Annotated in this window: 23 protein-coding genes; 4 read left to right on the top strand and 19 right to left on the bottom strand. The window is 56.4% G+C overall.

The features are described 5' to 3' along the window. Nucleotides 1-55 precede the first annotated feature (55 nt). From SOP97_RS19300 to SOP97_RS19290, 3 genes are read right to left on the bottom strand one after another with little or no spacing between them, the layout of a single operon-like run. Nucleotides 56-1,306 (bottom strand): MFS transporter, encoded by a 1,251-nt coding sequence (locus tag SOP97_RS19300; RefSeq protein ID WP_274089378.1) that lies wholly within the window; start codon nucleotides 1,304-1,306, stop codon nucleotides 56-58. Nucleotides 1,307-1,358: 52 nt separating this feature from the next. Then, nucleotides 1,359-1,805 carry a PaaI family thioesterase gene (locus tag SOP97_RS19295; protein ID WP_274089377.1) on the bottom strand — a complete coding sequence of 149 codons (447 nt, stop codon included), beginning with the start codon at nucleotides 1,803-1,805 and terminating at the stop codon, nucleotides 1,359-1,361. Continuing rightward, nucleotides 1,802-2,266, bottom strand: a complete 465-nt coding sequence (locus SOP97_RS19290; protein ID WP_274089376.1) for a PaaI family thioesterase — start codon at nucleotides 2,264-2,266, stop codon at nucleotides 1,802-1,804. The genes SOP97_RS19295 and SOP97_RS19290 overlap by 4 nt, the downstream gene beginning before the upstream one ends. Before the next feature lie 190 nt (nucleotides 2,267-2,456). Between SOP97_RS19290 and SOP97_RS19285 the strand changes: the two genes are divergently transcribed. Beyond that, nucleotides 2,457-2,747 (top strand): hypothetical protein, encoded by a 291-nt coding sequence (locus SOP97_RS19285; RefSeq protein ID WP_274089375.1) that lies wholly within the window; start codon nucleotides 2,457-2,459, stop codon nucleotides 2,745-2,747. Nucleotides 2,748-2,806: 59 nt separating this feature from the next. Here SOP97_RS19285 and SOP97_RS19280 read toward each other — a convergent pair whose 3' ends face one another. From SOP97_RS19280 to sdhC, 12 genes are all read right to left on the bottom strand, one after another. After that, the gene (locus SOP97_RS19280) at nucleotides 2,807-3,199 is read right to left on the bottom strand and encodes an MAPEG family protein (RefSeq protein WP_274089374.1); all 393 of its coding nucleotides are present in this window, start codon (nucleotides 3,197-3,199) and stop codon (nucleotides 2,807-2,809) included. Further along, entirely contained in the window at nucleotides 3,196-3,930 is a 735-nt protein-coding gene (locus tag SOP97_RS19275; RefSeq protein ID WP_274089373.1) for a DUF599 domain-containing protein, read from the bottom strand. The genes SOP97_RS19280 and SOP97_RS19275 overlap by 4 nt, the downstream gene beginning before the upstream one ends. Before the next feature lie 100 nt (nucleotides 3,931-4,030). Next, complete coding sequence (brnQ, locus tag SOP97_RS19270) at nucleotides 4,031-5,344, bottom strand: branched-chain amino acid transport system II carrier protein (RefSeq protein ID WP_274089372.1); 1,314 nt, start codon at nucleotides 5,342-5,344, stop codon at nucleotides 4,031-4,033. A gap of 281 nt (nucleotides 5,345-5,625) precedes the next feature. Then, entirely contained in the window at nucleotides 5,626-6,513 is an 888-nt protein-coding gene (gene sucD / locus SOP97_RS19265; protein WP_090242057.1) for a succinate--CoA ligase subunit alpha, read from the bottom strand. Continuing rightward, the gene (sucC, locus tag SOP97_RS19260; RefSeq protein WP_274088928.1) at nucleotides 6,513-7,679 is read right to left on the bottom strand and encodes an ADP-forming succinate--CoA ligase subunit beta; all 1,167 of its coding nucleotides are present in this window, start codon (nucleotides 7,677-7,679) and stop codon (nucleotides 6,513-6,515) included. The genes sucD and sucC overlap by 1 nt, the downstream gene beginning before the upstream one ends. A gap of 214 nt (nucleotides 7,680-7,893) precedes the next feature. Continuing rightward, a complete protein-coding gene (lpdA, locus tag SOP97_RS19255) occupies nucleotides 7,894-9,330 on the bottom strand; it encodes a dihydrolipoyl dehydrogenase (RefSeq protein WP_274088927.1) in 1,437 nt (478 codons plus the stop codon). Nucleotides 9,331-9,396: 66 nt separating this feature from the next. Beyond that, on the bottom strand, nucleotides 9,397-10,617 hold the full coding sequence (gene odhB / locus SOP97_RS19250) for a 2-oxoglutarate dehydrogenase complex dihydrolipoyllysine-residue succinyltransferase (protein WP_274088926.1): 1,221 nt from the start codon (nucleotides 10,615-10,617) through the stop codon (nucleotides 9,397-9,399). Between the two features lie 69 nt (nucleotides 10,618-10,686). Next, nucleotides 10,687-13,518 (bottom strand): 2-oxoglutarate dehydrogenase E1 component, encoded by a 2,832-nt coding sequence (locus SOP97_RS19245; RefSeq protein ID WP_274088925.1) that lies wholly within the window; start codon nucleotides 13,516-13,518, stop codon nucleotides 10,687-10,689. Nucleotides 13,519-13,764: 246 nt separating this feature from the next. After that, nucleotides 13,765-14,472, bottom strand: a complete 708-nt coding sequence (locus SOP97_RS19240; RefSeq protein WP_090242116.1) for a succinate dehydrogenase iron-sulfur subunit — start codon at nucleotides 14,470-14,472, stop codon at nucleotides 13,765-13,767. Nucleotides 14,473-14,498: 26 nt separating this feature from the next. Next, nucleotides 14,499-16,271: a succinate dehydrogenase flavoprotein subunit gene (gene sdhA / locus SOP97_RS19235; RefSeq protein ID WP_090242062.1), complete on the bottom strand. Its 1,773-nt coding sequence runs from the start codon at nucleotides 16,269-16,271 to the stop codon at nucleotides 14,499-14,501. A 3-nt stretch (nucleotides 16,272-16,274) separates the two neighbouring features. Continuing rightward, nucleotides 16,275-16,643 carry a succinate dehydrogenase, hydrophobic membrane anchor protein gene (gene sdhD, locus SOP97_RS19230; protein ID WP_090242063.1) on the bottom strand — a complete coding sequence of 123 codons (369 nt, stop codon included), beginning with the start codon at nucleotides 16,641-16,643 and terminating at the stop codon, nucleotides 16,275-16,277. Next, a complete protein-coding gene (gene sdhC / locus SOP97_RS19225) occupies nucleotides 16,637-17,011 on the bottom strand; it encodes a succinate dehydrogenase, cytochrome b556 subunit (protein WP_090242064.1) in 375 nt (124 codons plus the stop codon). Before sdhC ends, sdhD begins: the two co-directional genes overlap by 7 nt. Before the next feature lie 362 nt (nucleotides 17,012-17,373). On the opposite strand from sdhC, the gene gltA reads away from it, so the two are divergent. Beyond that, entirely contained in the window at nucleotides 17,374-18,648 is a 1,275-nt protein-coding gene (gene gltA, locus SOP97_RS19220; protein WP_090242065.1) for a citrate synthase, read from the top strand. Between the two features lie 168 nt (nucleotides 18,649-18,816). On the opposite strand, the gene SOP97_RS19215 is transcribed toward gltA, so the two are convergent. Continuing rightward, nucleotides 18,817-19,077, bottom strand: a complete 261-nt coding sequence (locus SOP97_RS19215; protein ID WP_322950507.1) for a YkgJ family cysteine cluster protein — start codon at nucleotides 19,075-19,077, stop codon at nucleotides 18,817-18,819. 197 nt (nucleotides 19,078-19,274) lie between these two features. Next, a complete protein-coding gene (locus SOP97_RS19210; protein WP_322950506.1) occupies nucleotides 19,275-20,153 on the bottom strand; it encodes an NAD(P)-dependent oxidoreductase in 879 nt (292 codons plus the stop codon). A 430-nt stretch (nucleotides 20,154-20,583) separates the two neighbouring features. Here SOP97_RS19210 and ppnP point away from each other — a divergent pair, with 430 nt between their 5' ends. Then, the gene (gene ppnP, locus SOP97_RS19205) at nucleotides 20,584-20,865 is read left to right on the top strand and encodes a pyrimidine/purine nucleoside phosphorylase (RefSeq protein ID WP_322950505.1); all 282 of its coding nucleotides are present in this window, start codon (nucleotides 20,584-20,586) and stop codon (nucleotides 20,863-20,865) included. Nucleotides 20,866-21,040: 175 nt separating this feature from the next. Here the strand turns inward: ppnP and SOP97_RS19200 are convergent, their stop codons facing one another. Then, nucleotides 21,041-21,862, bottom strand: coding sequence for a transporter substrate-binding domain-containing protein (locus SOP97_RS19200; protein WP_322950504.1), 822 nt, complete (start codon nucleotides 21,860-21,862; stop codon nucleotides 21,041-21,043). A 72-nt stretch (nucleotides 21,863-21,934) separates the two neighbouring features. Continuing rightward, nucleotides 21,935-22,927: a GTP 3',8-cyclase MoaA gene (moaA, locus tag SOP97_RS19195; protein ID WP_322950503.1), complete on the bottom strand. Its 993-nt coding sequence runs from the start codon at nucleotides 22,925-22,927 to the stop codon at nucleotides 21,935-21,937. A 214-nt stretch (nucleotides 22,928-23,141) separates the two neighbouring features. Here moaA and SOP97_RS19190 point away from each other — a divergent pair, with 214 nt between their 5' ends. Beyond that, on the top strand, nucleotides 23,142-23,786 hold the full coding sequence (locus tag SOP97_RS19190) for a TetR/AcrR family transcriptional regulator (RefSeq protein ID WP_090242070.1): 645 nt from the start codon (nucleotides 23,142-23,144) through the stop codon (nucleotides 23,784-23,786). The last annotated feature ends 28 nt before the right edge of the window (nucleotides 23,787-23,814 follow it).

Raw genomic sequence — 23,814 nt, 5'->3', positions numbered from 1 at the left:
TGTCATACAGGTGGGGGCATGTTGTGGGATTTCAAGTGCTTGGCCGAGGCGTGCTTCAGGGCTCGAGCAACTCGATACGGATAATCTCCTGCGGAAGCAGCCTGTAGCTGACCTCCCCACGCCCATTCATGCGCTGACGCAGGATGATCCGCTCATCCTGATCGACGCCCTGAAAGCGCCCTTCAGCAGTATTGCCGCGTTCAGTAACCGCACGCATGTTGAGGTCGTAATAACGACTAGGGCTGCGCAGCAAGCCTTCAAGACTGAAGCGCACGCGGCGATCGAGAGGCCTAGTGACCCGCTCCGGCAGCGCAGCGACAAGCGTTTCAGGCTTTTCTGCAGCGGACGCAATAACAGCACTAGGTACCGCTGCAAAGTTATCAGATGCCACCTGCCAACCACGCCCCTTGAGCTTTTGCAGCGTGATGGGTAACTGCTGCAGGTTCCCGTTGATCCGCGCACTGACGTTCAGCTCAATACTTTGCAAAGGAAAATTCAGACTGCCGATCGGCTGCAACTGCACCTGGCGAGTGGCAAAACGGCGCTCCAGATAGTCATGGATGACATAGCTGACAGTATCGACTGAGTCGAACTGGCGATCGACTTCCTCGCCCTGATAACGCAGGCCATTACGGAACAGTTCAAGTTTGCCGCTTAGGGTGGTTTTAAATTGTGCCGGCATAACCAGATGGAAATCACCCGCCAGCTTGTTCGGTGCAACCGGTTGCAAGTTCAGGTGCAAGGTGTAGCCACGGCTTAGACGCCGCGCTTCGGGCAATTCCTGCTCAGGCAACAGCCAGCTGATTTCCACTTCCGGCAATGCGCCTGTATCTGCGGGCAGCACATCAATCTGCACCGGACCACTGTCGATCTCCGGTAGACGAATTACCAATTCACTCTGGGCGAAGAAGTCCTGCCCTTCACGCAGGCTTAATACCCCGTCAAGCAACTCGGCCTGCTGCGGCGCAAAAGGCCGGCCATTGAGCTGACCACGCAGATCAATGGCCAACTCAGCGGGTGCCTGCACCTCGGGCTTGAGCCATGACAGGCTGAGGATGGCTTCCAAACGCTGCGCATCATGGCTGGCCAGCAGGGTCAGGCCGACCACCAGCGGGATGATGCCCAACCCAGACAGAAGCAAAGCAGGTCGCGCTGAAGGCCAGTGACGCAGCACATACAACAAGGTGAACGGTGGCAGTAGACTGGCCCAGCCCCATAGCAGGCTGGTGGTAAAGGCGCGCATCACCAGCCAAACCAATCCGGCGAGTATCAGCAGCAAGCCCCCCAGAATCAGCAGCGCATCCATTCAGTGTTCCTTAGCGTTGATAAAAGTCAGTCGTCATGCGCTGGCCTGACGGCTAGGGCTCATCGACCTTAAAGTGCGCGCGCGCCGTGGCGATGGGTTCGGCCTGCTTGGTTTGCCAGGCCGTGATGGCCACGTTGGCAACCCGGCGACCCTGCCGCCACACCTGGCATTGCACGAAGGTGTCACGATATAGGCCAGCGCGCAGGTAATCTATCGAGAAGTCGATGATTTTCGGCAAATGTGGAATGCCCATAAACATCAATAAATGAAGCATCGCCGAATGCTCCATAAAGCCGGCGATTACCCCGCCGTGCAGTGCCGGCAAGGTCGGATTACCGATGCAGTCCTGATTGGCGGGTAGGCGAAAGACCATGTCATCGCCCATCCGCAAGCACTCAATACCGAGCAATTTGGCGTAGGGCATCAGGCTGATCAGCGGGTCGTAGTTATTTTGCGCATGGGCTTCACGCACCAGCTGGTTAAGGTTCAATCCACTCATTGGCCGGCTCCCTTTGAAGGACGCTGCAGATCGGCCGGTTTGCCCATGCGCATAAAAGCGCCCACCACATGAGCAATGGGTTCATCAGGGTTGTCCTGATAAGCATAACCACGGGTAAATATGATGGTCTCGGTCACCCGATAGCACTCGGCAAAACCGAAAACATCTTTATTCGGCTCAGCTGGACGCATGTAGTCAATGCGCAGGTCCAGGGTCGGGCAGATTTCAAACTCAGGCAGGACGCAGACGGTAGAAATACCGCAGGTGGTATCCATCAGCGTCGTAATCGCGCCCCCGTGGATCACTCCGGTTTCCGGGTTTCCCACAATCTGCTCACTGTAGGGCAAACGCAGAACCAGCCCTTCTGGCTCGGCACTGTGCACGCTTATGCCCAGCACCTGGCAATGGCGCAATACCGATAGAAAACGCTGCGCCCGCTCAACAATAGGGGACTCACTCATGACTTCAGACCCTGGGCAACTGTACAAAGGGTGCGCATGATACCCGCTGACAGCAGCCCCGACATCACGGCGACAGCCTCCTGATGCGAACTGACGACTTCTGACCAAGGAACTTCGGCGAAAAGCCGCTGTTTAATGGCTATGCTTGGGCTACCAGGTATTGATCAACCCATTACAAGGAGTACGAACCGTGCAAAAGCCATTCACCTATGCCCTGCTTCTCGCCGCCATGCTTGCCCTGGCCGCTTGCGAGAAAACCCCGGAAGACAAAATGGAGTCCGCCAAGGAATCCGCATCTGAAGCCATGGAATCAATGGGTGACGCTGTTAAAGATACTGGCGATGCCATCGAGCAGAAAGCCGATGAAGTCATGGGCACCGAGCCAACCACTGGCGAGAAAATTGAAGATGCTGCCAATGATGCAGCTGATGCAATGAACGACGCAGGCGACGAAGTTAAAGACGCCGTTGACGGCAACTAACCTCGTTTAGCTAAAACAATAAGGCCCGCCTAGAGCGGGCCTTATTGTTTTTGGCGCAATTAAAGCGCTGGGGTGAGCATCAGCAACAAGCTGCATAACAGACCAACCACCCAGACCACGCTGCGCTGCCAGTGCAGGTCAGCCCAGTAGAAAACCAGATACAGCACCCGCGCCACCACGAAGGTCACCGCCAGAGCATCCACCAAGATGCCGTGGTTATTGGTCACATGGGCCATCAGCACACCGGCGGCAAACAGCGGAAACGCCTCAAAGCTGTTCAGGTGGGCTGCCAAAGCACGCGAACCAAAGCCCGTAAGACGTCCTTGCTGAGCGCGCGGGTGATGGTTGTCGTAGCGACCAACCCCCTCCTTCGCCATCGCCTTAGCCACCGGGGCTTTAGCGATAAATATCAATAGCGCGCTGATAAAAATGCACCAGAACGGAATGCTCATTCGCTTTTCTCCTTGGGCGATTCAAACGCGGGGGTTTGGGTGTAGACCATCACTTCCAACACATCGGAATGAAACTCGCGGTGGTACAAGACAAAGACCACGCCTGCGCTGACCAGCATGAAAAACCAAGGATTGATAAACCAAGCCAATGTCGCCATACCAAAGTAATAGGCGCGCAGCCCTTGGTTAAACTGGTTGGCAGCCATGGAAATCACCCGTGCAGTGCGCTCTGCGAAGGCTTTGCGCTCCTGCTCGGTGACATGCCGCTCGCCAATCATCGGCGCAGAGCCCACCAGCACAGCCGCAAAGTTGTACTGACGCATGCACCAACTGAAGGTGAAGAAGGCATAAACGAACACCACCCCCAAACACAGCAACTTGACCTCGGACAGCCCGCGGCTGGCAGCCTGGACAAACGGCAGATCAGCCAACAGCGACACAGCACGATCAGACGCACCGAGCACCGTAAGAATACCGGCGAGAATAATCAGCGTGCTGGAAGCAAAAAATGAGGCATTGCGCTCCAGGTTGCCAATCACATTGGCATCGGCGATACGGTTGTCGCGCAGCAGCATGCGGCGCATCCAGTCTTCACGGTACAGATGCAGCACGCTGGCCAGGCATGGTGTGGTGCGGCCCTTGGCCTGGGCATAACGGGTATAACCGGCCCAACACAGTACAAACCAGAGAACAGCAAGCAGGTGCGGCAGGTAATAATCACTAATCGACATGCAAACTCCTTGTTAACCTGTGCCGATTATAGACAGGCCTGGCTTTCAGCTGGCTAACAAAAAGGCCGCTCACTGAGCGGCCTTGAGTAAACAGCAGAACTTAGACGGAGGCTGCTTTAGGCGCACCCAGCGCACGGTCTATCACCACGGCCAGCACCAACGTAACCAGCACCGGCAACAGCCAGCCAAGGCTTTGATCGGCCAGCGGCAATTCGCTGAAGAAATCCGGAATTAGGGCCTTACCGCCAGCGGCGGCAACACCGTCAACCAAACCAAAAATCAAGGTTACCGCCATAACCGGGCGGAATACCCGCGCCGAGGAACACCACAGGTCATCCAGCAGACTCAGTGCTACGAGCACGATTGCCAGCGGGTACAGCCCTACGAGAACCGGAATCGAGAAGCTGATCAACTGGGTCAACCCTTGGTTGGCGACTAGCAAGCTGAACAGCCCGAGCGCGATTACCACGGTTCGATATGAAACCGGCAACAGGCTGCTGAAAAACTCGCCACAAGCGGTCAGCAAGCCCACAGCGGTGGTTAAACACGCCAGGGTGATCACGAGTGCCAACAACAGGCTGCCAGTAATACCAAAGGTGTGCTGCACATAAGCGGTCAGCACCTGCACGCCATTCTGCGCTTCACCGGCAATCCCCTGGCTGGTTGCGCCAAGGTAGAACAGCGCCAAGTACACCAGCGACAGACCAACGGCAGCGATCAAGCCAGCAATCACCGAGTAACGGGTCACCAGCTTGCTATCGGTTACGCCCTGGTCACGGATCGCGGTAGCAATCACAATCCCGAACACCAGCGCACCCAGGGTATCCATGGTCAGGTACCCCTGCAGGAAGCCCTGCACAAATGGCGCACGCTGGTAATCTGCCGACACTTGGCCAATCTCACCAGCGGGGATGAGCAACGCCGCGCCGCCCAATACCAGCAAGGCCGCCAGTAGAACAGGAGTGATGAACTTGCCGATGCGGTCGACCAACTGCCCTGGATTCAGAGACAAGAACAGCACAGCTGCAAAGTAAGCCAGGGTGTAGAGCAGCAACGCGGTGCTGTTATCGCCACTAAAAGGCGCGATGCCCATTTCAAACGACACCACTGCCGTTCGTGGCGTGGCGAACAATGGACCTATAGCCAGGTAAACCGCCACCGCAAACAGAATGCCTGCACGCTTGCCCAGCGGTGCAGTCAGCAGTGCCATACCGCCGCCCACGCGCGCCAGTGCAACGATAGTCAGCAACGGCAAGCCGACGCCCGTGAGCAGAAAACCCAGCGCTGCAGGAACAATGTTCTCACCCGCTGCCATGCCGGCACTGGGTGGAAAAATAATGTTGCCCGCGCCAAGAAACAACGCAAACGTCATAAAACCGAGGGCCAGGACATCCGAGCCTTTCAAACGTGTCATAGAAGGGAATACCACAGGCAGAAAGTTAAAGTTCCGAGGGTTTCCCGATGGATCGGGGAAACGTCACCCCGCCGGTTAAGCGGAGCCACTGCAGCACCTTGAACCGCTTGTGGCGAAACAGGCGCTAATTAGTTGCAAGCCTAACGAATTTGTTCAGCCAGCGGCACTGGCGTAGGTCGGGCTGTCGGGCTGATGAAAAAAGCTGTCGCCTCAACGACACTTCACCTATGGCCCAAATAAAAAAAGCCACCCGAAGGTGGCTTTTCTTAAGTTAAAAAGCCTTAGGCTTTTTTAACTTCCCAACCTGTCAGCTCAGCCAGGGCTTTGCCGATGTCAGCCAGGGAACGCACGGTTTTCACGCCGGCGTCTTGCAGGGCTGCGAACTTCTCGTCTGCAGTGCCTTTGCCGCCGGAGATGATTGCACCGGCATGGCCCATACGCTTGCCCGCCGGAGCGGTTACACCAGCGATGTAAGAAACTACAGGCTTGGTCACGTTGGCCTTTATGTAGGCAGCCGCTTCTTCTTCAGCCGAACCACCGATCTCACCGATCATCACGATCGCTTCGGTCTTCGGGTCTTCCTGGAACAGCTTCAGGATGTCGATGAAGTTGGAGCCTGGGATCGGGTCACCGCCGATACCAACACAGGTGGACTGACCGAAACCGGCGTCAGTGGTCTGCTTAACAGCTTCGTAAGTCAGGGTGCCGGAACGCGACACGATACCTACTTTGCCTGGCAAGTGGATGTGACCTGGCATGATGCCGATCTTGCACTCGCCCGGTGTGATAACGCCTGGGCAGTTCGGGCCGATCAGGACCACGCCCAGCTCGTCGCACTTAACCTTGGCTTCGAGCATGTCGATGGTCGCGATGCCTTCGGTGATGCAAACGATCAGCTTGATGCCGCCCATGGCCGCTTCAAGGATCGAGTCCTTGCAGAACGGAGCTGGAACGTAGATCACGCTGGCAGTGGCGCCAGTCTGCTCAACCGCTTCACGCACGGTGTTGAACACCGGCAGATTCAGGTGAGTGGTGCCGCCTTTACCTGGGGTCACGCCGCCAACCATCTTGGTGCCGTAAGCGATGGCTTGTTCGGAGTGGAAAGTGCCCTGCGAGCCGGTGAAGCCCTGGCAGATAACTTTGGTGTCTTTATTGATCAGGACGCTCATTATTTGCCCTCCGCAGCTTTGACGACTTGCTGAGCAGCGTCGGTCAGGCTGGTTGCCGCGATGATATTCAGGCCGCTTTCAGCCAGAACTTTGGCGCCCAGCTCAGCGTTGTTACCTTCCAAGCGAACGACAACCGGAATTGTCACGCCGACTTCTTTCACTGCGCCGATGATGCCTTCAGCAATCATGTCGCAACGAACGATACCGCCGAAGATGTTTACCAGTACGGCAGCTACGTTGCTGTCGGACAGGATGATCTTGAAGGCTTCGGTCACGCGCTCTTTGGTTGCGCCGCCACCTACGTCGAGGAAGTTGGCTGGCTTGCCGCCGTGCAGGTTGACAATGTCCATGGTGCCCATGGCCAGGCCAGCACCGTTGACCATGCAGCCGATGTTGCCTTCCAGCGCAACGTAGTTCAGTTCGAACTTGGCAGCGTGGGCTTCGCGTGGATCGTCCTGGGACGGATCGTGCATAGCGCGCAGCTTAGGCTGACGGTACAGGGCGTTGGCGTCGATGTTGATCTTGGCATCGAGGCAATGCAGATTGCCGTCAGCCTTGATCACCAGCGGGTTTACTTCCAGCAGCGCCAGGTCGTAGTCCTGGAACAGCTTGGCCAAACCAACGAAGATTTGGGTGAACTGCTTGATCTGATCACCTTGCAGGCCCAGCTGGAAAGCCAGGTCGCGACCCTGGAACGGCTGAGCGCCGACCAGTGGATCGATGGTAGCTTTGAGGATCTTCTCAGGAGTGTCGTGAGCGATCTTCTCGATGTCCACGCCACCTTCAGTGGACGCCATGAACACGATACGACGGCTGGAACGATCAACAACGGCGCCCAGGTACAGTTCCTTGGCGATGTCGGTACAGGATTCGACCAGAATCTGGTTGACCGGCTGACCGCTAGCATCTGTCTGGTAAGTCACCAGACGCTTGCCCAGCCAGTTAGCGGCAAAGGCCTTAGCGTCTTCTTTGCTCTTAACCAGCTTCACGCCGCCCGCTTTACCGCGACCACCGGCGTGGACCTGAGCCTTAACGACCCACTCGGTACCGCCAATTTTGTCGCAAGCTGCTGCGGCTTCTTCTGGGGTGTTTACCGCGAAGCCCTTGGATACGGGCAGGCCGTATTCAGCGAACAGCTGCTTACCCTGATACTCGTGGAGATTCATGCTTGTCTACCGTCTTCGTTTAGGTATTGCGCATACGGTGCTGCACTTGTGGTGCCGCACCACCTGTGACTGCTTCTAGGGCAATCCGGCTGATATTCCGCGCAGCAGCTTAAGAAGCTGAACGCGGGTCATCTGCCGTGGTTCTTCCTGTTTGAGCGGTGGACTGCGCCGGTACACAACGCCGGCGCAGGCCACCATTCAAACCAACAACGATTTAACGCTTCTTACGGTTGGCGATGTGAATGGCCTGGCCATTCACTGCCAATGCAGCTTCGTGCAGTGCTTCGGACAGCGTCGGGTGGGAGAAGACCATCATCCCCAGATCCTCGGCGCTGGTGCCGAATTCCATACCGATTGCGCCCTGCTGGACCAGCTCGGCAGCGCTCGGACCAATCACGTGGACACCCAGAACACGGTCGGTAGTGGCATCAGCAATTACTTTAACCAGGCCGCCGGTGTCGTTAGCCGCCATGGCACGACCGCTAGCTGCGAACGGGAAGGTGCCAACGTTAACGGCCACACCTTCGGTCTTCAGCTGCTGCTCGGTCTTACCGACCCATGCGATTTCCGGGTGGGTGTAGATAACGGACGGGATCAGGTCGTAGTTCATCTGGGCTTTGTGACCGGCGATGCGCTCAGCAACCATGATGCCTTCTTCCGAGGCTTTGTGAGCCAGCATCGCACCACGCACCACGTCACCAATGGCATAAACACCTGGGACACTGGTGGCGCACTGGTCGTCAACAAAGATGAAGCCACGCTCGTCCATGTCGACACCGCTATCAGCGGCCAACAGGTCAGTGGTCACTGGGCGACGGCCGACAGCAACGATCAACTTGTCGAAAACGATGCTCTGCTCGCCTTCAGCGTCGGTGAAGTTAACAGTAACCTGCTTCTTCTTCACTTCCGAACCGGTAACGCGTGCGCCCAGACGGATTTTCAAGCCTTGCTTGGTGAAGGTCTTCAGTGCTTCTTTGGCGATCTGCTCGTCGGCAGCCGGGAGGAACTTGTCCAAAGCTTCCAGCACTGTGACTTCAGCACCAAGACGCGCCCAGACCGAACCCAGCTCCAGACCGATGACACCGGCGCCAATCACGCCCAGCTTCTTCGGTACGCTCTGGAATTCCAGAGCGCCAGTGGAGTCGACGATCACATCTTGATCAACTGGAGCCGGTGGGATGTCAATCGGCTTGGAGCCGGAGGCCAGAATCACGTTCTCAGCTTCAACGATCTGCGTCTTGCCATCAGAACCGGTGACTTCAACCTGCTTACCCGCCAGCAGCTTGCCGTGACCTTCGAGCAGGGTTACGCCGTTGGCCTTGAACAGAGTAGCGACGCCACCGGTAAGGTTTTTCACGATGTTGGCTTTACGGCCAATCATTGCCGGTACGTCGATGGTAACGCCCTTGGCTTCGATACCGTGAATGGCGAAATGGTCCTTCGCTTCGTAGTATTTCCAGGAGCTGTCCAGCAGTGCCTTAGACGGAATACAGCCGACGTTCAGGCAAGTACCACCGAGGGCAGTCTTACCCTCCTTATCCTGATACTTCTCAATGCACGCTGTTTTCAGACCAAGCTGAGCGGCTTTGATCGCGGCTACATAACCGCCAGGGCCGGCACCGATGACTACCACGTCGAATTTTTGGGTCATAACGTATTCCTTCTCGAATAAACCGGACGGCCCCATTTGCAGGGCCGCCGTGGGAGAAACTGGCTGTTAGATATCCAGCAGCAGACGCGCCGGGTCTTCCAGCAAGTTTTTGATGGTTACCAGGAAGGTCACGGCTTCCTTACCATCAATCAGGCGATGGTCGTAAGACAACGCCAGGTACATCATTGGACGGATCACCACTTGGCCGTTGATTGCCATCGGGCGCTGCAGGATATTGTGCATCCCCAGGATCGCAGCTTGCGGTGGGTTGACAATCGGCGTCGACATCATCGAGCCGAAGGTGCCGCCATTAGTAATGGTGAAGGTACCGCCGGTCATTTCATCGATCGACAATTTACCGTCACGGGCCTTCTTACCGAAAGTAGCAATACCGTTTTCGATTTCAGCCAGGCTCATCAGTTCCGCATTACGCAGTACCGGTACCACCAGCCCACGATCGCTGGATACTGCGACGCCTACGTCCGCGTAGCCGTGGTAAACAATGTCGGCGCCATCAATCGAAGCGTTGACCGCTGGGAAGCGCTTCAGTGCTTCAGTAGCGGCTTTGACGAAGAACGACATAAAGCCCAGGCGCACGCCGTTATGGGACTTCTCAAACAGGTCCTTGTACTTCGAACGCAGCGCCATGACTTCGGTCATGTCGACTTCGTTGAAAGTGGTCAGCATAGCCATGTTCGACTGCGCCTCAACCAGGCGGCGGGCCACGGTGGCACGTACGCGGGTCATCGGTACGCGCTTCTCGGTACGATCACCCGAAGCGAAGACTGGCGCTGCAGCAGCAGGAGCAGCTGGCTTGGCAGCTGGGGTTGCAGGGGCGTTCTTCTTCGCGTCAACGGCGGCCACGACGTCTTCTTTAGTCACCCGACCACCTTTGCCGGTGCCCGCGATGCTGTTCGGATCGATGCCATTTTCTTCGGCGATTTTGCGCGCAGCCGGCGAAAGGATCTGGTCATCACCAGCGGCAACCGCTGGAGCAGCTGCAGGCGCAGCAGCCTGAGCGGCGGCAGCCGGGGCCGGAGCAGCAGCGCCACCCTCACCCAGCGAACCCAGCACTTCGTTACTGAGGACGGTATCGCCTTCATTTTTGATGATTTGCGCGAGGACACCATCGGCCTCGGCCAGCACTTCGATCACCACTTTGTCGGTTTCAATGTCGACGATCAGCTCGTCGCGCTTGACCGCATCGCCCGGTTTCTTGTGCCAAGTGGCCACGGTGCCGTCGGCAACCGATTCGGGGAAAGTAGGGGCTTTGATCTCGATAGCCATTGTGTGTGGTTCCTTAAATTCGGTTTCTTCTAGCAGGCGACCCATTCGGCCGCCTGCTGCACGAAGGCGTTAAACAGTAAAGGCGTCTTGCAGGAGTTTTTCCTGCTGTTCGGCGTGCATCGATGCATAACCACAGGCTGGAGCGGCAGACGCATCACGACCGGCGTACTCGAGGAACAGCGATTTTTTGTGCGCTGTTGCCACGCGACGCATGTGATGCTGGCTACAGTACCAGGCGCCCTGGTTCATCGGCTCTTCCTGACACCAGACGATGTGTTTGAGGTTCTTGTACGCAGACAAGGTCTCGGTCAAATCATCTTCCGGGAACGGATAGAGCTGCTCGATACGCACAATAGCGATGTCTTCGCGGCCTTCGTTGCGGCGTTTTTCCAGGAGATCGTAGTAAACCTTGCCGCTGCACAGGACCAAGCGCTCGACTTTTTTCGGGTCGATTGCATCGTTTTCTGGGATCACGGTCTGGAACGAACCCTCGGCGAGATCTTCGAGCGTCGAGATGGCCAGTTTGTGGCGCAACAGCGACTTCGGCGTCAATACGACCAGTGGTTTGCGCAGCGGACGGATCACCTGACGACGCAGCAAGTGGTAGATCTGTGCTGGGGTGGTCGGTACTGCCACTTGCATGTTGTGCTCAGCGCACAGTTGCAGGTAGCGCTCCAGACGCGCTGAGCTGTGCTCTGGCCCCTGCCCTTCATAACCGTGCGGCAGCAACATGGTCAGACCGCACAGGCGACCCCACTTGTGCTCACCACTGGAGATGAACTGGTCGAATACCACCTGGGCACCGTTGGCAAAGTCACCAAACTGGGCTTCCCAAATAACCAGCGCATTTGGCTGAGTGGTGGCGTAGCCATATTCAAAGGCCAGTACTGCTTCTTCCGAGAGGAAGGAGTCATACAGGTCAAAGGCTGGCTGGCCGCCATATAGGTTCTTCAGTGGCACATAGGCACTGGCATCTTTCTGGTTATGCAGTACCGCATGGCGGTGCGAGAACGTACCACGGCCGATGTCCTGGCCGGTCATGCGGATAGGATGGCCTTCAAACAACAGGGTCGCGTACGCCATTGTTTCGGCGTAACCCCAGTTGATCGACAGCGCACCCGCACCCATTTTCTGCCGGTCTTCCAGAATCTTCGCCACCTGGCGCTGGACAACCACACCTTCTGGGATTTCCAGCAGCTTGTTCGAGAGTTCTTGCAGGGTTTTCAACTCGAAACGTGTGTCGTGCCGTGCGGTCCAGGTATGCCCCAGATACGGACGCCAATCGACGAAAAGCTCCTTGTTCGGCTCTTTGACCAGACTCTTGACCACATGCTGGCCGTTATCCAGCGCAGTGCGGTACTCGTCGATCTTAGCCTGCACCTCTTCAGTCGTCTGACGCTGTGCAGCGGTCAGCGCGTCGGCATACAGCTCACGGGTGGTGCGCTGCTTGCTGATCTGCTGATACATGATCGGCTGAGTGCCGCTCGGCTCGTCGGCCTCGTTGTGACCGCGACGGCGGTAGCAAACCAGGTCAATGACCACGTCACGCTTGTACTGCATGCGGTAATCGACGGCCAGCTGCGTTACAAACAACACAGCTTCTGGATCGTCACCGTTTACGTGCAGGATCGGCGCTTGAATCATCTTCGCCACATCGGTGCAGTACTCGGTGGAACGCGAGTCCAGCGGGTTGCTGATGGTAAAGCCAACCTGATTATTGATGACGATATGGATGGTGCCGCCCGTTTTGAAGCCACGGGTCTGCGACATCTGGAAGGTTTCCATGACCACACCCTGACCGGCAAATGCCGCGTCACCATGTAGGGAAACAGGAAGAACCTTCTCACCGGATGCATCGTTACGACGATCCTGACGAGCACGCACGGAACCCTCGACCACCGGAGAAACGATCTCCAGGTGCGAAGGGTTAAACGCCATCGCCAGGTGCACTTCGCCGCCAGCGGTCATCACGTTGGAGGAGAAACCCTGGTGGTATTTCACGTCACCAGAAGACAAGCCGGCGGTTTTTTTGCCTTCGAACTCGTCGAACAAATCACGCGGGTTCTTACCGAAGGTGTTAACCAGTACGTTGAGGCGGCCACGGTGGGCCATGCCGATAACGACTTCCTTGGTGCCGTAAGAACCAGAGCGCTGAATCAGTTCATCGAGCAGCGGGATCAGGCTCTCGCCACCTTCCAGACCAAAGCGCTTGGTGCCCGGGTATTTAGTGCCCAGGTACTTCTCCAAACCTTCGGCGGCAGTCAGGCGCTCCAGCAGATGGCTCTGCACGTCGACCGAATATTGCGGACGGCTACGCACGCTTTCCAGACGCTGCTGGAACCAGCTGCGCTGCTCGGAATCGACGATATGGGTGAACTCGGCACCGATGGTGCGGCAATATGTCTGCTGCAACGCATCACGAATTTCGCGCAGAGTGGCTTCTTCCTTACCAAGGTGAAGCCCGCCGGTGCGGAATGTGGTGTCGAGATCAGCATCCGTCAAACCATAGTGATTGATCACCAGATCATCCGGAGCAGGACGTTGCCAGAGGCCAAGCGGATCGAGCTGAGCAGCCTGATGGCCGCGCATGCGATAAGCCTGAATCAGGCGCAGCACTTCGACTTGCTTCTTCTCGTGCTCACTGCTGACGCTACCAGCGGACACCGGTTGGGCGCGGCGCTGATTTTTAGCGAGCAAGACGAAATGATCGCGAATCGTTGAGTGCGATACGTCTGTAGCGGCGCTGCCGTCAGTCGGCAACTTCTGGAAGTAAGTGCGCCACTCTTCTGGCACAGCGTTGGGATCGTGCAGGTAAAGCTCATAGAGCTCTTCCACATAGGCAGCGTTACCACCGGATAGGTGGGCACTGTCCCACATGCGCTGCATCACGCTTTCTTGCATGCTTGGTCACCCTCGGTAAGGGGACACCACCGGCGAAGAAACCGTATGGCTGTCAGTCCTGAAGCAGCGACTGGTAAGCCACCACGGATCCCGCAGATAGTCCGGGCACCAGCCCGGATGCCCCTGCTGGTCGTCATATTTTTCAAGGTAGAACCACCGCTTTGTGAGCAGCAGTTCTGGCTAAAACCACGGCGCTGGATAGAAACCAGCGCCGCAGGTGTTACAGGTCTAGCAAACAATCGTGAATCAGGTACCGCTCTGCAACAGCATATTGCGTACGTGGCCAATTGCCTTTGTCGGGTTGAGACCCTTAGGGCAGACATTCACACAGTTCATGATGCCGCGGCAGCGGAACACACTAAACGGATCATCCAACGATGCCAGACGCTCTTCGGTCTTGGTATCACGGCTGTCCGCCAAGAAACGATAAGCTTGCAGCAACGCAGCTGGACCGAGGAACTTGTCTGGATTCCACCAGAAGGACGGGCAGCTGGTTGAGCAGCAGGCGCACAGGATGCACTCATACAGACCGTCCAGCTTCTCGCGCTCTTCCGGAGTCTGCAGACGCTCGATGGCCGGAGCCGGCGTATCGTTCTGCAAAAACGGCTGCACCTTCTCGTACTGCTTGTAGAAGATGCTCATATCAACCACTAAGTCACGAATGACCGGCAGGCCAGGCAGAGGACGAATCACTAGCTTGCCACCGGTAAGCCCAGTAGCCGAAAGCGGTGTGATGCAGGCTAGGCCATTCTTACCGTTTATATTCATACCGTCGGAGCCACATACGCCCTCGCGGCAGGAACGACGATAAGAAAAGCCTTGATCCTGTTCCTTGATCAACGCAAGTACGTCAAGGACCATAACGTCCTTGCCGCCGGTATCGACCTGGAATTCCTGCATAAACGGGGCAGTATCCTGCTCCGGGTTATAACGATAAACGCTTACTTGCAACAGATTGGCTTGCGACATATCGGCCACCCTTAGTAAGTACGAATCTTGGGTTCAAACGCTGGCACTGTCTTCGGCGTGAAGTTAACAGCACGCTTGCTGACGCGCTTCTCACCTGGGAAATACAGGGAGTGGCACAGCCAGTTTTCGTCGTCACGCTCTTCAAAGTCTTCACGAGCGTGAGCACCACGAGACTCCTTACGGACCTCAGCTGCCACCGCAGTTGCCTCGGCAACTTCGAGAAGGTTTTGCAGTTCCAGCGCCTCAATGCGCGCAGTGTTAAACGCCTGACTCTTATCTGCGATCTTAACGTTCGAGATACGCTCACGCAGGTCGGTCAGTTGTTGTATGCCCTTCTGCATGTACTCACCGGTGCGGAATACACCGAAGTAGTTTTGCATGCAGTTCTGCAGTTCTTTACGCAGCGGCGCAACGTCTTCGCCGGTAGTACGCTCGTTGACGCCAGCCAGACGTTTAAGCGACAGCTCAATGTCAGTCTCGGATGCACCACGTACTTCAACGCCTTCTTTCAGCGCTTTCTCCAAGTGGATGCCAGCCGCACGGCCGAATACCACCAGATCGAGCAGCGAGTTGCCGCCCAGACGGTTGGCACCGTGAACCGATACGCAGGCCACTTCACCTACAGCAAACAGGCCGTCGATGATCTTGTCGTTGCCATTAGCATCCTGAGTAATCGCCTGACCATGAATATTGGTCGGCACGCCGCCCATCATGTAGTGGCAGGTCGGTACTACCGGGATTGGCGCCACAACCGGATCGACGTGAGCAAAGGTCTTCGACAGCTCGCAGATACCCGGCAGGCGGCTGTGTAGCACGTCCTCACCCAGGTGATCGAGTTTCAACATCACATGATCGCCATCTGGACCACAACCGTTACCGGCGATGATTTCCTTGACCATCGAGCGCGCGACTACGTCGCGACCGGCGAGGTCTTTGGCATTTGGCGCATAACGCTCCATGAAACGCTCGCCGTGCTTGTTGATCAGGTAACCACCTTCACCACGGCAACCTTCAGTTACCAACGTACCGGCACCGGCGATACCCGTCGGGTGGAACTGCCACATTTCGATGTCCTGCACCGGCACGCCGGCACGCAGGGCCATACCAATACCATCACCCGTATTGATCAGGGCGTTAGTAGTGGACGCGTAGATACGGCCAGCACCGCCAGTAGCCAGTACAGTGGCCTTGGAGCGGATGTAGACGGTTTCGCCAGTTTCGATGCAAATGGCGATCGTGCCGACTACAGCACCATCTTGATTCTTCACCAGATCGACCGCATACCACTCGTTCAAGAACGAAGTGCCCGCTTTTAAGTTGGCCTGGTACAGGGTGTGCAGCAGCGCGTGACCAGTACGGTCAGCTGCAGCGCAGGTGCGGGCTGCCTGGGTCGGGTTATCCGGCCCCTTGGACTGACCACCGAACGGGCGCTGATAAATGCGGCCTTGCTCGGTACGGGAGAACGGCAAGCCCATGTGCTCGAGTTCGAATACGGCTTCTGGGCCTACGGAACACATGTACTCGATTGCGTCTTGGTCGCCGATATAGTCGGAGCCCTTGACGGTATCGTACATGTGCCAGCGCCAATCATCGTTCGGATCAGCCGAAGCGATGGCGCAGGTAATGCCGCCCTGAGCAGACACAGTGTGTGAACGCGTCGGGAAAACCTTGGTAACTACAGCGGTCTTGTGACCACCCTGAGCCAATTGCAACGCCGCGCGCATGCCCGCGCCGCCGCCGCCGATGATGATGGCGTCATATGAAAGAGTGCGAATGCTTGTCATGGATCAATTACCCCAAAAAATCTGCACGCCCCAGGCGAAGAACGCGAACATGGCAACGCCACACGCAGCCTGGAACAGAAAACGCACGGCAGTAGCCCACTTACCCAGCGCCATCGGCGTCAGGTAGTCGGTGGAAATTGTCCACATGCCAACCCAGGCGTGAACGCTGAGCGCCACCAGAGTCAACAGGCTAAAGATGCGCATTGCGTTATTGGAGAACAGCGCCTGCCACTCGGCATAACCCAAACCTGGGTTACACAGGATAAAGCCGAGCAGAAACAGCACATAAGCCGCGAGGACGACAGCAGAAACACGCTGCGCCATCCAGTCATAAAGACCCGAACGCGAGAAATTCGTGACGTTGGTTACCATATCCACACCCCCAGCAGCACGATCACGATCGCTGATACGACGAGAACGATTTTCGAACCCAGCTTGCCGCCTTCCAGCGTCTCACCGATGCCCATATCCATGATCAAGTGGCGTACACCGGCCACCAGGTGGTACAGCAAAGCGGACAACAGCCCCCAAATCACGAACTTGGCCAGCGGGCTGGTCAAACATTCTTGCACCTGGGCAAAGCCCTCTGCGGAGGTCAGCGACTTGTCGAGGCCATAGAGCAGGATGGCAATACCAACAAAGAGGATGACACCGGAGATACGGTGAAGGATGGACGTGTAAGCAGTGATTGGGAGTTTGATAGTCCTAAGGTCTAGGTTTACAGGTCTTTGGCTATTCACGGCTTTTTTATCACACTGAGAGCCCCTAACTATCAGGGCAAAGTTGTCGGGAGGTGCACTGGTCAGGTACCCATCACCCAAGGAGTGACAACCACCAAAATACTGGCGTAAAGCCCTTGGTAGTTGGGCCCAGAGTATAGACAGTTAGGTTACTAATGACAACGCAAAGCCCCTTACCTAAAAGCGCATTGCGCCGCTTTAATAAATGGCGTAAGAGCGATTTTTAAAACCTCTAAAACACCCGCAAACCCTTCTGCCGCCTGGCTTTTCGCAAATTGACATTCGAATTTATCTCACTATAGTGGTGCGGGCCCTGCGTGGGGGGCAGTCAGATGATTTCAAGCATAACTAGGAGGCCAAACATGGCTGACAAAAAAGCGCAGTTGATCATCGAGGGCGCAGCCCCCGTCGAGCTGCCCGTTTTATCCGGCACCGTTGGTCCCGATGTAATTGACGTACGGGGCTTAACCGCCACGGGCCGTTTCACTTTTGATCCTGGCTTTATGTCCACCGCTTCGTGCGAGTCGAAGATTACCTATATTGATGGTGATCAGGGCATCCTGCTGCACCGCGGCTATCCCATTGAACAACTGGCAGAGCAATCAGATTATCTCGAGACCTGCTACCTGCTGCTGAACGGCGAACTGCCGAACGCAGAAGAAAAAGCGACCTTTGTTAGCACCATCAAGAACCACACTATGGTTCACGAGCAACTGAAGACCTTTTATAACGGCTTCCGGCGCGATGCTCACCCGATGGCTATCATGTGCGGCGTAGTGGGTGCTCTGTCGGCCTTCTATCACGACTCGCTGGACATCAAGAACCCGCATCACCGCGAAGTCTCGGCCATGCGCCTGATCGCTAAGATGCCAACCATCGCGGCTATGACCTACAAGTACTCCATGGGTCAGCCGATGATGTACCCGCGTAATGACTTGAACTACGCGGAAAACTTCCTGCACATGATGTTTAACACCCCGTGCGAGATCAAACCGATCAGCCCGGTACTGGCCAAGGCCATGGATAAGATCTTTATCCTGCACGCCGACCATGAGCAGAACGCCTCTACTTCTACTGTGCGCTTGGCAGGTTCTTCGGGCGCCAATCCGTTTGCCTGTATCGCTGCCGGTATCGCAGCACTTTGGGGCCCGGCCCATGGTGGCGCTAATGAAGCTGTTCTCGCCATGCTTGACGAGATTGGCAGTGTCGACAATATCGATACCTACATCGCCAAGGCCAAGGACAAGGATGACCCATTCAAACTGATGGGTTTCGGCCACCGCGTTTACAAAAACCGCGACCCGCGTGCCACGGTGATGAAGCAAACCTGCGACGAAGTGTTGAAAGAGCTGGGCATTAAGAATGACCCGCAGTTGGAACTGGCGATGCGTCTTGAAGAAATCGCCCTAACCGACCCCTACTTCATCGAGCGCTCGCTATATCCCAACGTAGACTTCTACTCGGGCATTATCCTCAAAGCGATCGGCATTCCGACTAGCATGTTCACTGTAATCTTCGCTCTGGCGCGGACTGTCGGCTGGATTTCGCACTGGAAAGAAATGCTTTCTAGCCCTTACAAGATTGGCCGTCCACGCCAGCTGTACACCGGCTACCCGCAGCGTGACCTGAAGAAATAACTCAGCTCCCGCCGCACAAAAAAGGCTGCCATTGGGCAGCCTTTTTTTGCATCTGCGCTTCACATTTTAGAGTTGCTCAGTCAATTGGTTAGCGAGTGGGCACTGCTGCACAAACTTTACGACTCACCATCATGCTGCCGGCAACCGAGCCGCCCCTCCGCCACAGCCTCAGACGGTAATCGCGGTACTTTGTTCCAGCCAGCCCAGCAACTGCAAAGCCTGCGCATTAGTATCGCCGCACACATACTCAGCAGCCTGAAACGCCGAACACACTGCTGGCCGCTCGGGCAGACCGAAGATTAAACAGTGGTTATCCACATCCAGCTGCACGCAACGCACCCCCGCCGGCTTGCCGTCGGGCATACCTGGGATCGGAGAGCTGATCGAAGGGGCAATGCAACAAGCACCGCAGCCAGCACGACAATTCATCAATGGCAAACCTCGAGACCCGCAAAACTGTAAAAGCAGCGGATTCTACGCCGCCTTTTCTGAGTTCTGTATCCAGGGCTTAAAGATTCAGACGAAAACAAAGCGCCGTAGACGCGCCTTAGCACCATCAACTAAAGAGCTGAGGCAACTGCTCGGCACATAAGTCAGCCGCAGACCTTATACCCTAGGCATCACACCTAACTCTGCTTACGGCCCTGGAGGCGAGCCAAAAGACTTGACGTGTCCCAGCGGCCACCGCCCATGTTCTGAACGTCGGCATAAAACTGATCAACCAGCGCGGTGACCGGCAGCTGCGCGCCATTGCTTCGGGCTTCGGCTAACAGGATCGACAGATCCTTACGCATCCAGTCCACGGCAAAGCCATGCTCGAACTCACCGGCGAGCATGGTTTTGTGACGATTCTCTAGCTGCCAGGACTGCGCCGCGCCCTTGCTGATCACTTCCATCGCCCCCTGCGCGTCGAGCCCCGCGCACTGAGCGAAATGCAGCGCTTCGGACAACCCCTGAACCAGTCCGGCGATGCAGATCTGATTAACCATTTTAGTCAGCTGACCGCTACCGGCCTCACCCATCAGCCGCGCCATACGCGCATAAGCCTGGATAACCGGCTCGGCCCTGGCATAGGTCGCCACCTCACCACCAACCATGATGGTTAAAGCGCCGTTCTCTGCACCGGCCTGACCGCCAGACACCGGCGCATCGAGAAAGCCCAACTGCAGCACCGCTGCCTGCTCGGCCAATTCGCGTGCCACTTGCGCCGACGCCGTGGTGTGATCAATCAATACGGCGCCCGGCTGCATGCCAGCAAAAGCGCCCTGCTCTCCCAGCACAACGCCTCGAAGATCATCGTCATTACCGACGCAAACCATCACAAACTCAGCATCTGCTGCCGCTTCACGCGGGGTCGGTGCATGGCTGCCGGCGTATTCGCCGACCCACTGCGCCGCCTTGGCTGCAGTGCGGTTGTACACACACACCTGGTGCCCGGCACGAGCCAGATGCCCGGCCATTGGATAACCCATCACGCCCAGCCCGATAAACGCCAGCTTTGCCATATACGCCCCTTATTTTCTTCACTTAAGGCCTGCCGCCCAAGACCTGCACAGCCTTGCTTAACAATGCACCTACGACGACTGCGCAGACACCTATTGGCTGCAAGCATGCCCGCCACATCAAGCAAGCGCCAGTACAGCCTTAGGACAAAACTGTATGGTCGCGCCCGCCGGCAGGGGTTATCCATCGCCGCAACGGTTTTAATACGTGCGGCACGAATAGAGCGCTTGCCCAAAATTCGCCGTGTCAATGGAAAGACTGCATCGCCAAAACCACCAGCTGAATACCTCTGCAGCCTAAAGGCGGCTCTAAACCAGCCTGGCTTGCAGTTTCAGATGACGCAGAAAAAGCGCTTGTGCATACTTGCAGGCCTTTCTATGGCCTGCCATTGAAGGCAGGATTGCCTTTTAATACTCCTCCGAGGAATTGCAGATGTTTAAGGTCAATGAGTACTTCGATGGCACCGTTAAATCCATTGCCTTCGGCATGGCTGAAGGCCCTGCCACCATTGGCGTGATGGCTGCTGGCGAATACGAATTCGGTACCAACCAGCTGGAAGTCATGCATGTAGTCGCCGGCGCCCTGACCGTCAAACTGCCTGACAGCGAAAGCTGGGAAACCTTCATCAGCGGTAGCCAGTTCACTGTGCCGGCTAACAGCACGTTCCAGCTCAAGGTCGTCACCGACACCGCCTACCTCTGCGAATACCGCTAAACCACCGGCCATCAAAAGCCTAGTGCTATAAGCACTTAGCCGACGAATAAGCGTTACTACGTGAGTTTGGATCACAAAAAATCAACCCCGGCGCCGATACAGTTATCGGGGTTGACTCACCAGGCCTATCCCTAGGTCCGAATCATACGAAACCATCTTTATTACCCCCAACGCATTAACGTGTTTGAGCCTCCTTGAGCTTCTTACGCTCGAGGAAGTCGAGCTTCCACTGTTCCACGCCGACACGCTCAGCATCCAGATTGGCTTCGACTTTATACTGACTTTTGAGCGCCGCAATTTCGCTTTGATAATCGATCAAAAAACGATCGAAACGCTTGATAACGTCAGCATGCTTGATGCTCGACAGTTTAAAAGTGCCGCGGTTATACGGCAGTTTGGGGTCGAATATCAGCGCTCCGGGACGCGCGCGAATGTTATCCAGGTAATGAGTGGCGACCGCCACGTTGAAGTACGCGCCATCGGTGTCCCTCTTCATAGCCTGGCGGATCATTTGGCGCAAATCATCGCTGTAGGTCAGCTCAATCAGCCCGGCATCGATGCGCTGCTGATAGCCCCACGGCGTCCAGCCATTGACCATGGCTAGGCGTTTAAGCTGTTCGAGAGGTCGTCCAAGGCGCTGCGGCGCCACCAGCACGCCGTCCACATACTCAACCACGTCCTGACTGTAGGTAAGTGTATGGCCGGCCTTTTGCACCTGCGCCCAGGTCTCGCTGTCGGGGTACTTGAAATCCACTTGAGCGCTAAGCAGTGCTGGCAGTAGCTGCTCAACAGGCAATACCTTGTAGCTCAATTCGACACCGCTCTTTTCCCCAAACAGGCCAAACAGGTCACGGGCAAAGCCCTGATACTGGCCTTGTGCATCGATGCTGTAGTGCGGCGCAAAGGCCAATTTCTCGACACCGATCACATAACGCTCAGCACTGACCGCGCTGGAACAGACAACGACGAACAAACTGCAGACGTGCGAGGGTTTCACAGCAGACCTCCTGTTGAATCGTGATATGGGAATCAATAAAGCCGCGCAAAGCCCAGCAAAGGCAGCGCGATGCTAGCCGCCCGTCATGCTCATAAAACGCACCACCTGCACCTGAGCATCAGTCTCGAAGTGATGGCGTTCGGGTTTAAGCTGTAAGGCCTGCTGCAAGGCATCGCGCAGTCGTTCGCTGTCACCAGGGTGAGCGCGCATCAGACTTTTAAGATCCAGGGCATTTTCATGACCCAGGCAAAGTACTAACTTGCCTTCAGCGGTCACGCGTACGCGATTGCAGTCACCGCAAAAGTTGTGGCTATGGGGGGAAATAAAACCTATTTGGCTGTCGCTGCCTACCACCTGCCAATAACGCGACGGGCCGCCAGTCAGCTTGCTGCTACGCACCAAGGCGTGGCGTTGTTCGATACGTTCGCGCACCTCATCACTGGAACAAAACGTCTGCTCGCGCTGGTGGCTGGTAATACTGCCTAGGGGCATTTCCTCGATAAAGCTGATGTCCAAACCACGGGCCATGGCGAACTCGACAAGATCGAGCACTTCATCGTCGTTACGGCCTTTCTGCACCACGGTGTTGAGTTTTATTTTGCTAAAGCCAGCAGCCCGCGCTGTATCGATGCCTGCTAATACTTGTTCGAGTTTGTCGCGGCGGGTAAAGACAGCAAACCGTTCGCGCTGGAGTGAGTCCAGGCTGACATTCAGACGTTTGACCCCAGCGGCCTGCAACTGCGGCGCCAATTCGGTCAGTTGTGAGCCGTTGGTGGTGATGGCCAAGTCCTCCAGCTCAGGACGCTGGCCTAGGCGGGTCAGCAGGCTCAACACATTCTTGCGCACCAGTGGCTCACCTCCGGTGATGCGGATGCGTTTTACCCCAAGCCCGATAAACGCGTCCGCCACGTTATACAGTTCTTCAAGGCTGAGAATCTGCTCGCGCGCAGCGAAGACCATGTCCTCGCTCATGCAGTAGGTGCAACGAAAGTCGCATCGATCAGTAACCGACAAACGCAAGTAGGTGATGCGTCGACCGAAGGGGTCAACCAGTTGATTGTTCACTGCAGGTCTCCTAGAGCTCAACGAGCCGAGACTTTTGTTATGAATGCATTTAACCCGATCAAAACAGATAAGTTGAATTCTGTATACAACGACCTGACCAGAAAGTCAGAAAGCCCGATCGAGCCCCGCCACTCGCCTTGAGCGCCGCGCAAAGCCGGTGCTACCATGCCCGCCGCTGCCCAGCGCCGGGCGATCGAAAGAAGCAACGAGGCCTATGACCAGTATTCGCGAACGTAACACCGCGCTGATTTTACGCGCAGCCAGTGAGGAGTTCGCCGACAAAGGCTTTGCCGCCAGTAAAACCAGCGATATCGCTGCCAAGGCCGGGGTGCCCAAGCCCAACGTCTATTACTATTTCAAGTCAAAAGAAAATCTCTACCGCGAAGTACTGGAAAGTATTATCGAACCGCTATTGGAGGCATCTGCCCCCTTCAATCAGCCGGGCCAACCGGCTGACGTGCTGCGCGCCTACATCCGCTCGAAGATCCGTATCTCCCGCGAACTGCCATCGGCCTCCAAGGTGTTCGCCAGCGAAATCATGCACGGTGCGCCGCACCTGTCCGCCGATCAAACCGCGCAACTGAATACTCAAGCCAAACACAATATTGCGTGCATCCAAGGCTGGGTCGACCAGGGCCTGATGGCCAAGGTTGACCCGCATCACCTGATGTTCAGCATCTGGGCCGCGACCCAGACCTACGCCGACTTCGACTGGCAGATCGCCACCGTCACCGGCAAAGCCAATCTGGACGACGCCGACTACGAAGCCGCCGCGCAGACCATCATCCGCCTGGTGATCAAGGGCTGTGAGATTGACGAAAACCAACCCAGTGCCTCCGAGCAAGTCACCCGCGCCTGAGCCTGGTTGTGCGCCCTACCCTTGGCTT

Source organism: Pseudomonas spirodelae (assembly GCF_034653255.1).
In the GTDB taxonomy this organism is placed as follows: domain Bacteria; phylum Pseudomonadota; class Gammaproteobacteria; order Pseudomonadales; family Pseudomonadaceae; genus Aquipseudomonas; species Aquipseudomonas spirodelae.
Note: the sequence above shows the minus strand (reverse complement) of the source record. Positions and strands in the feature narration are given on the sequence as shown.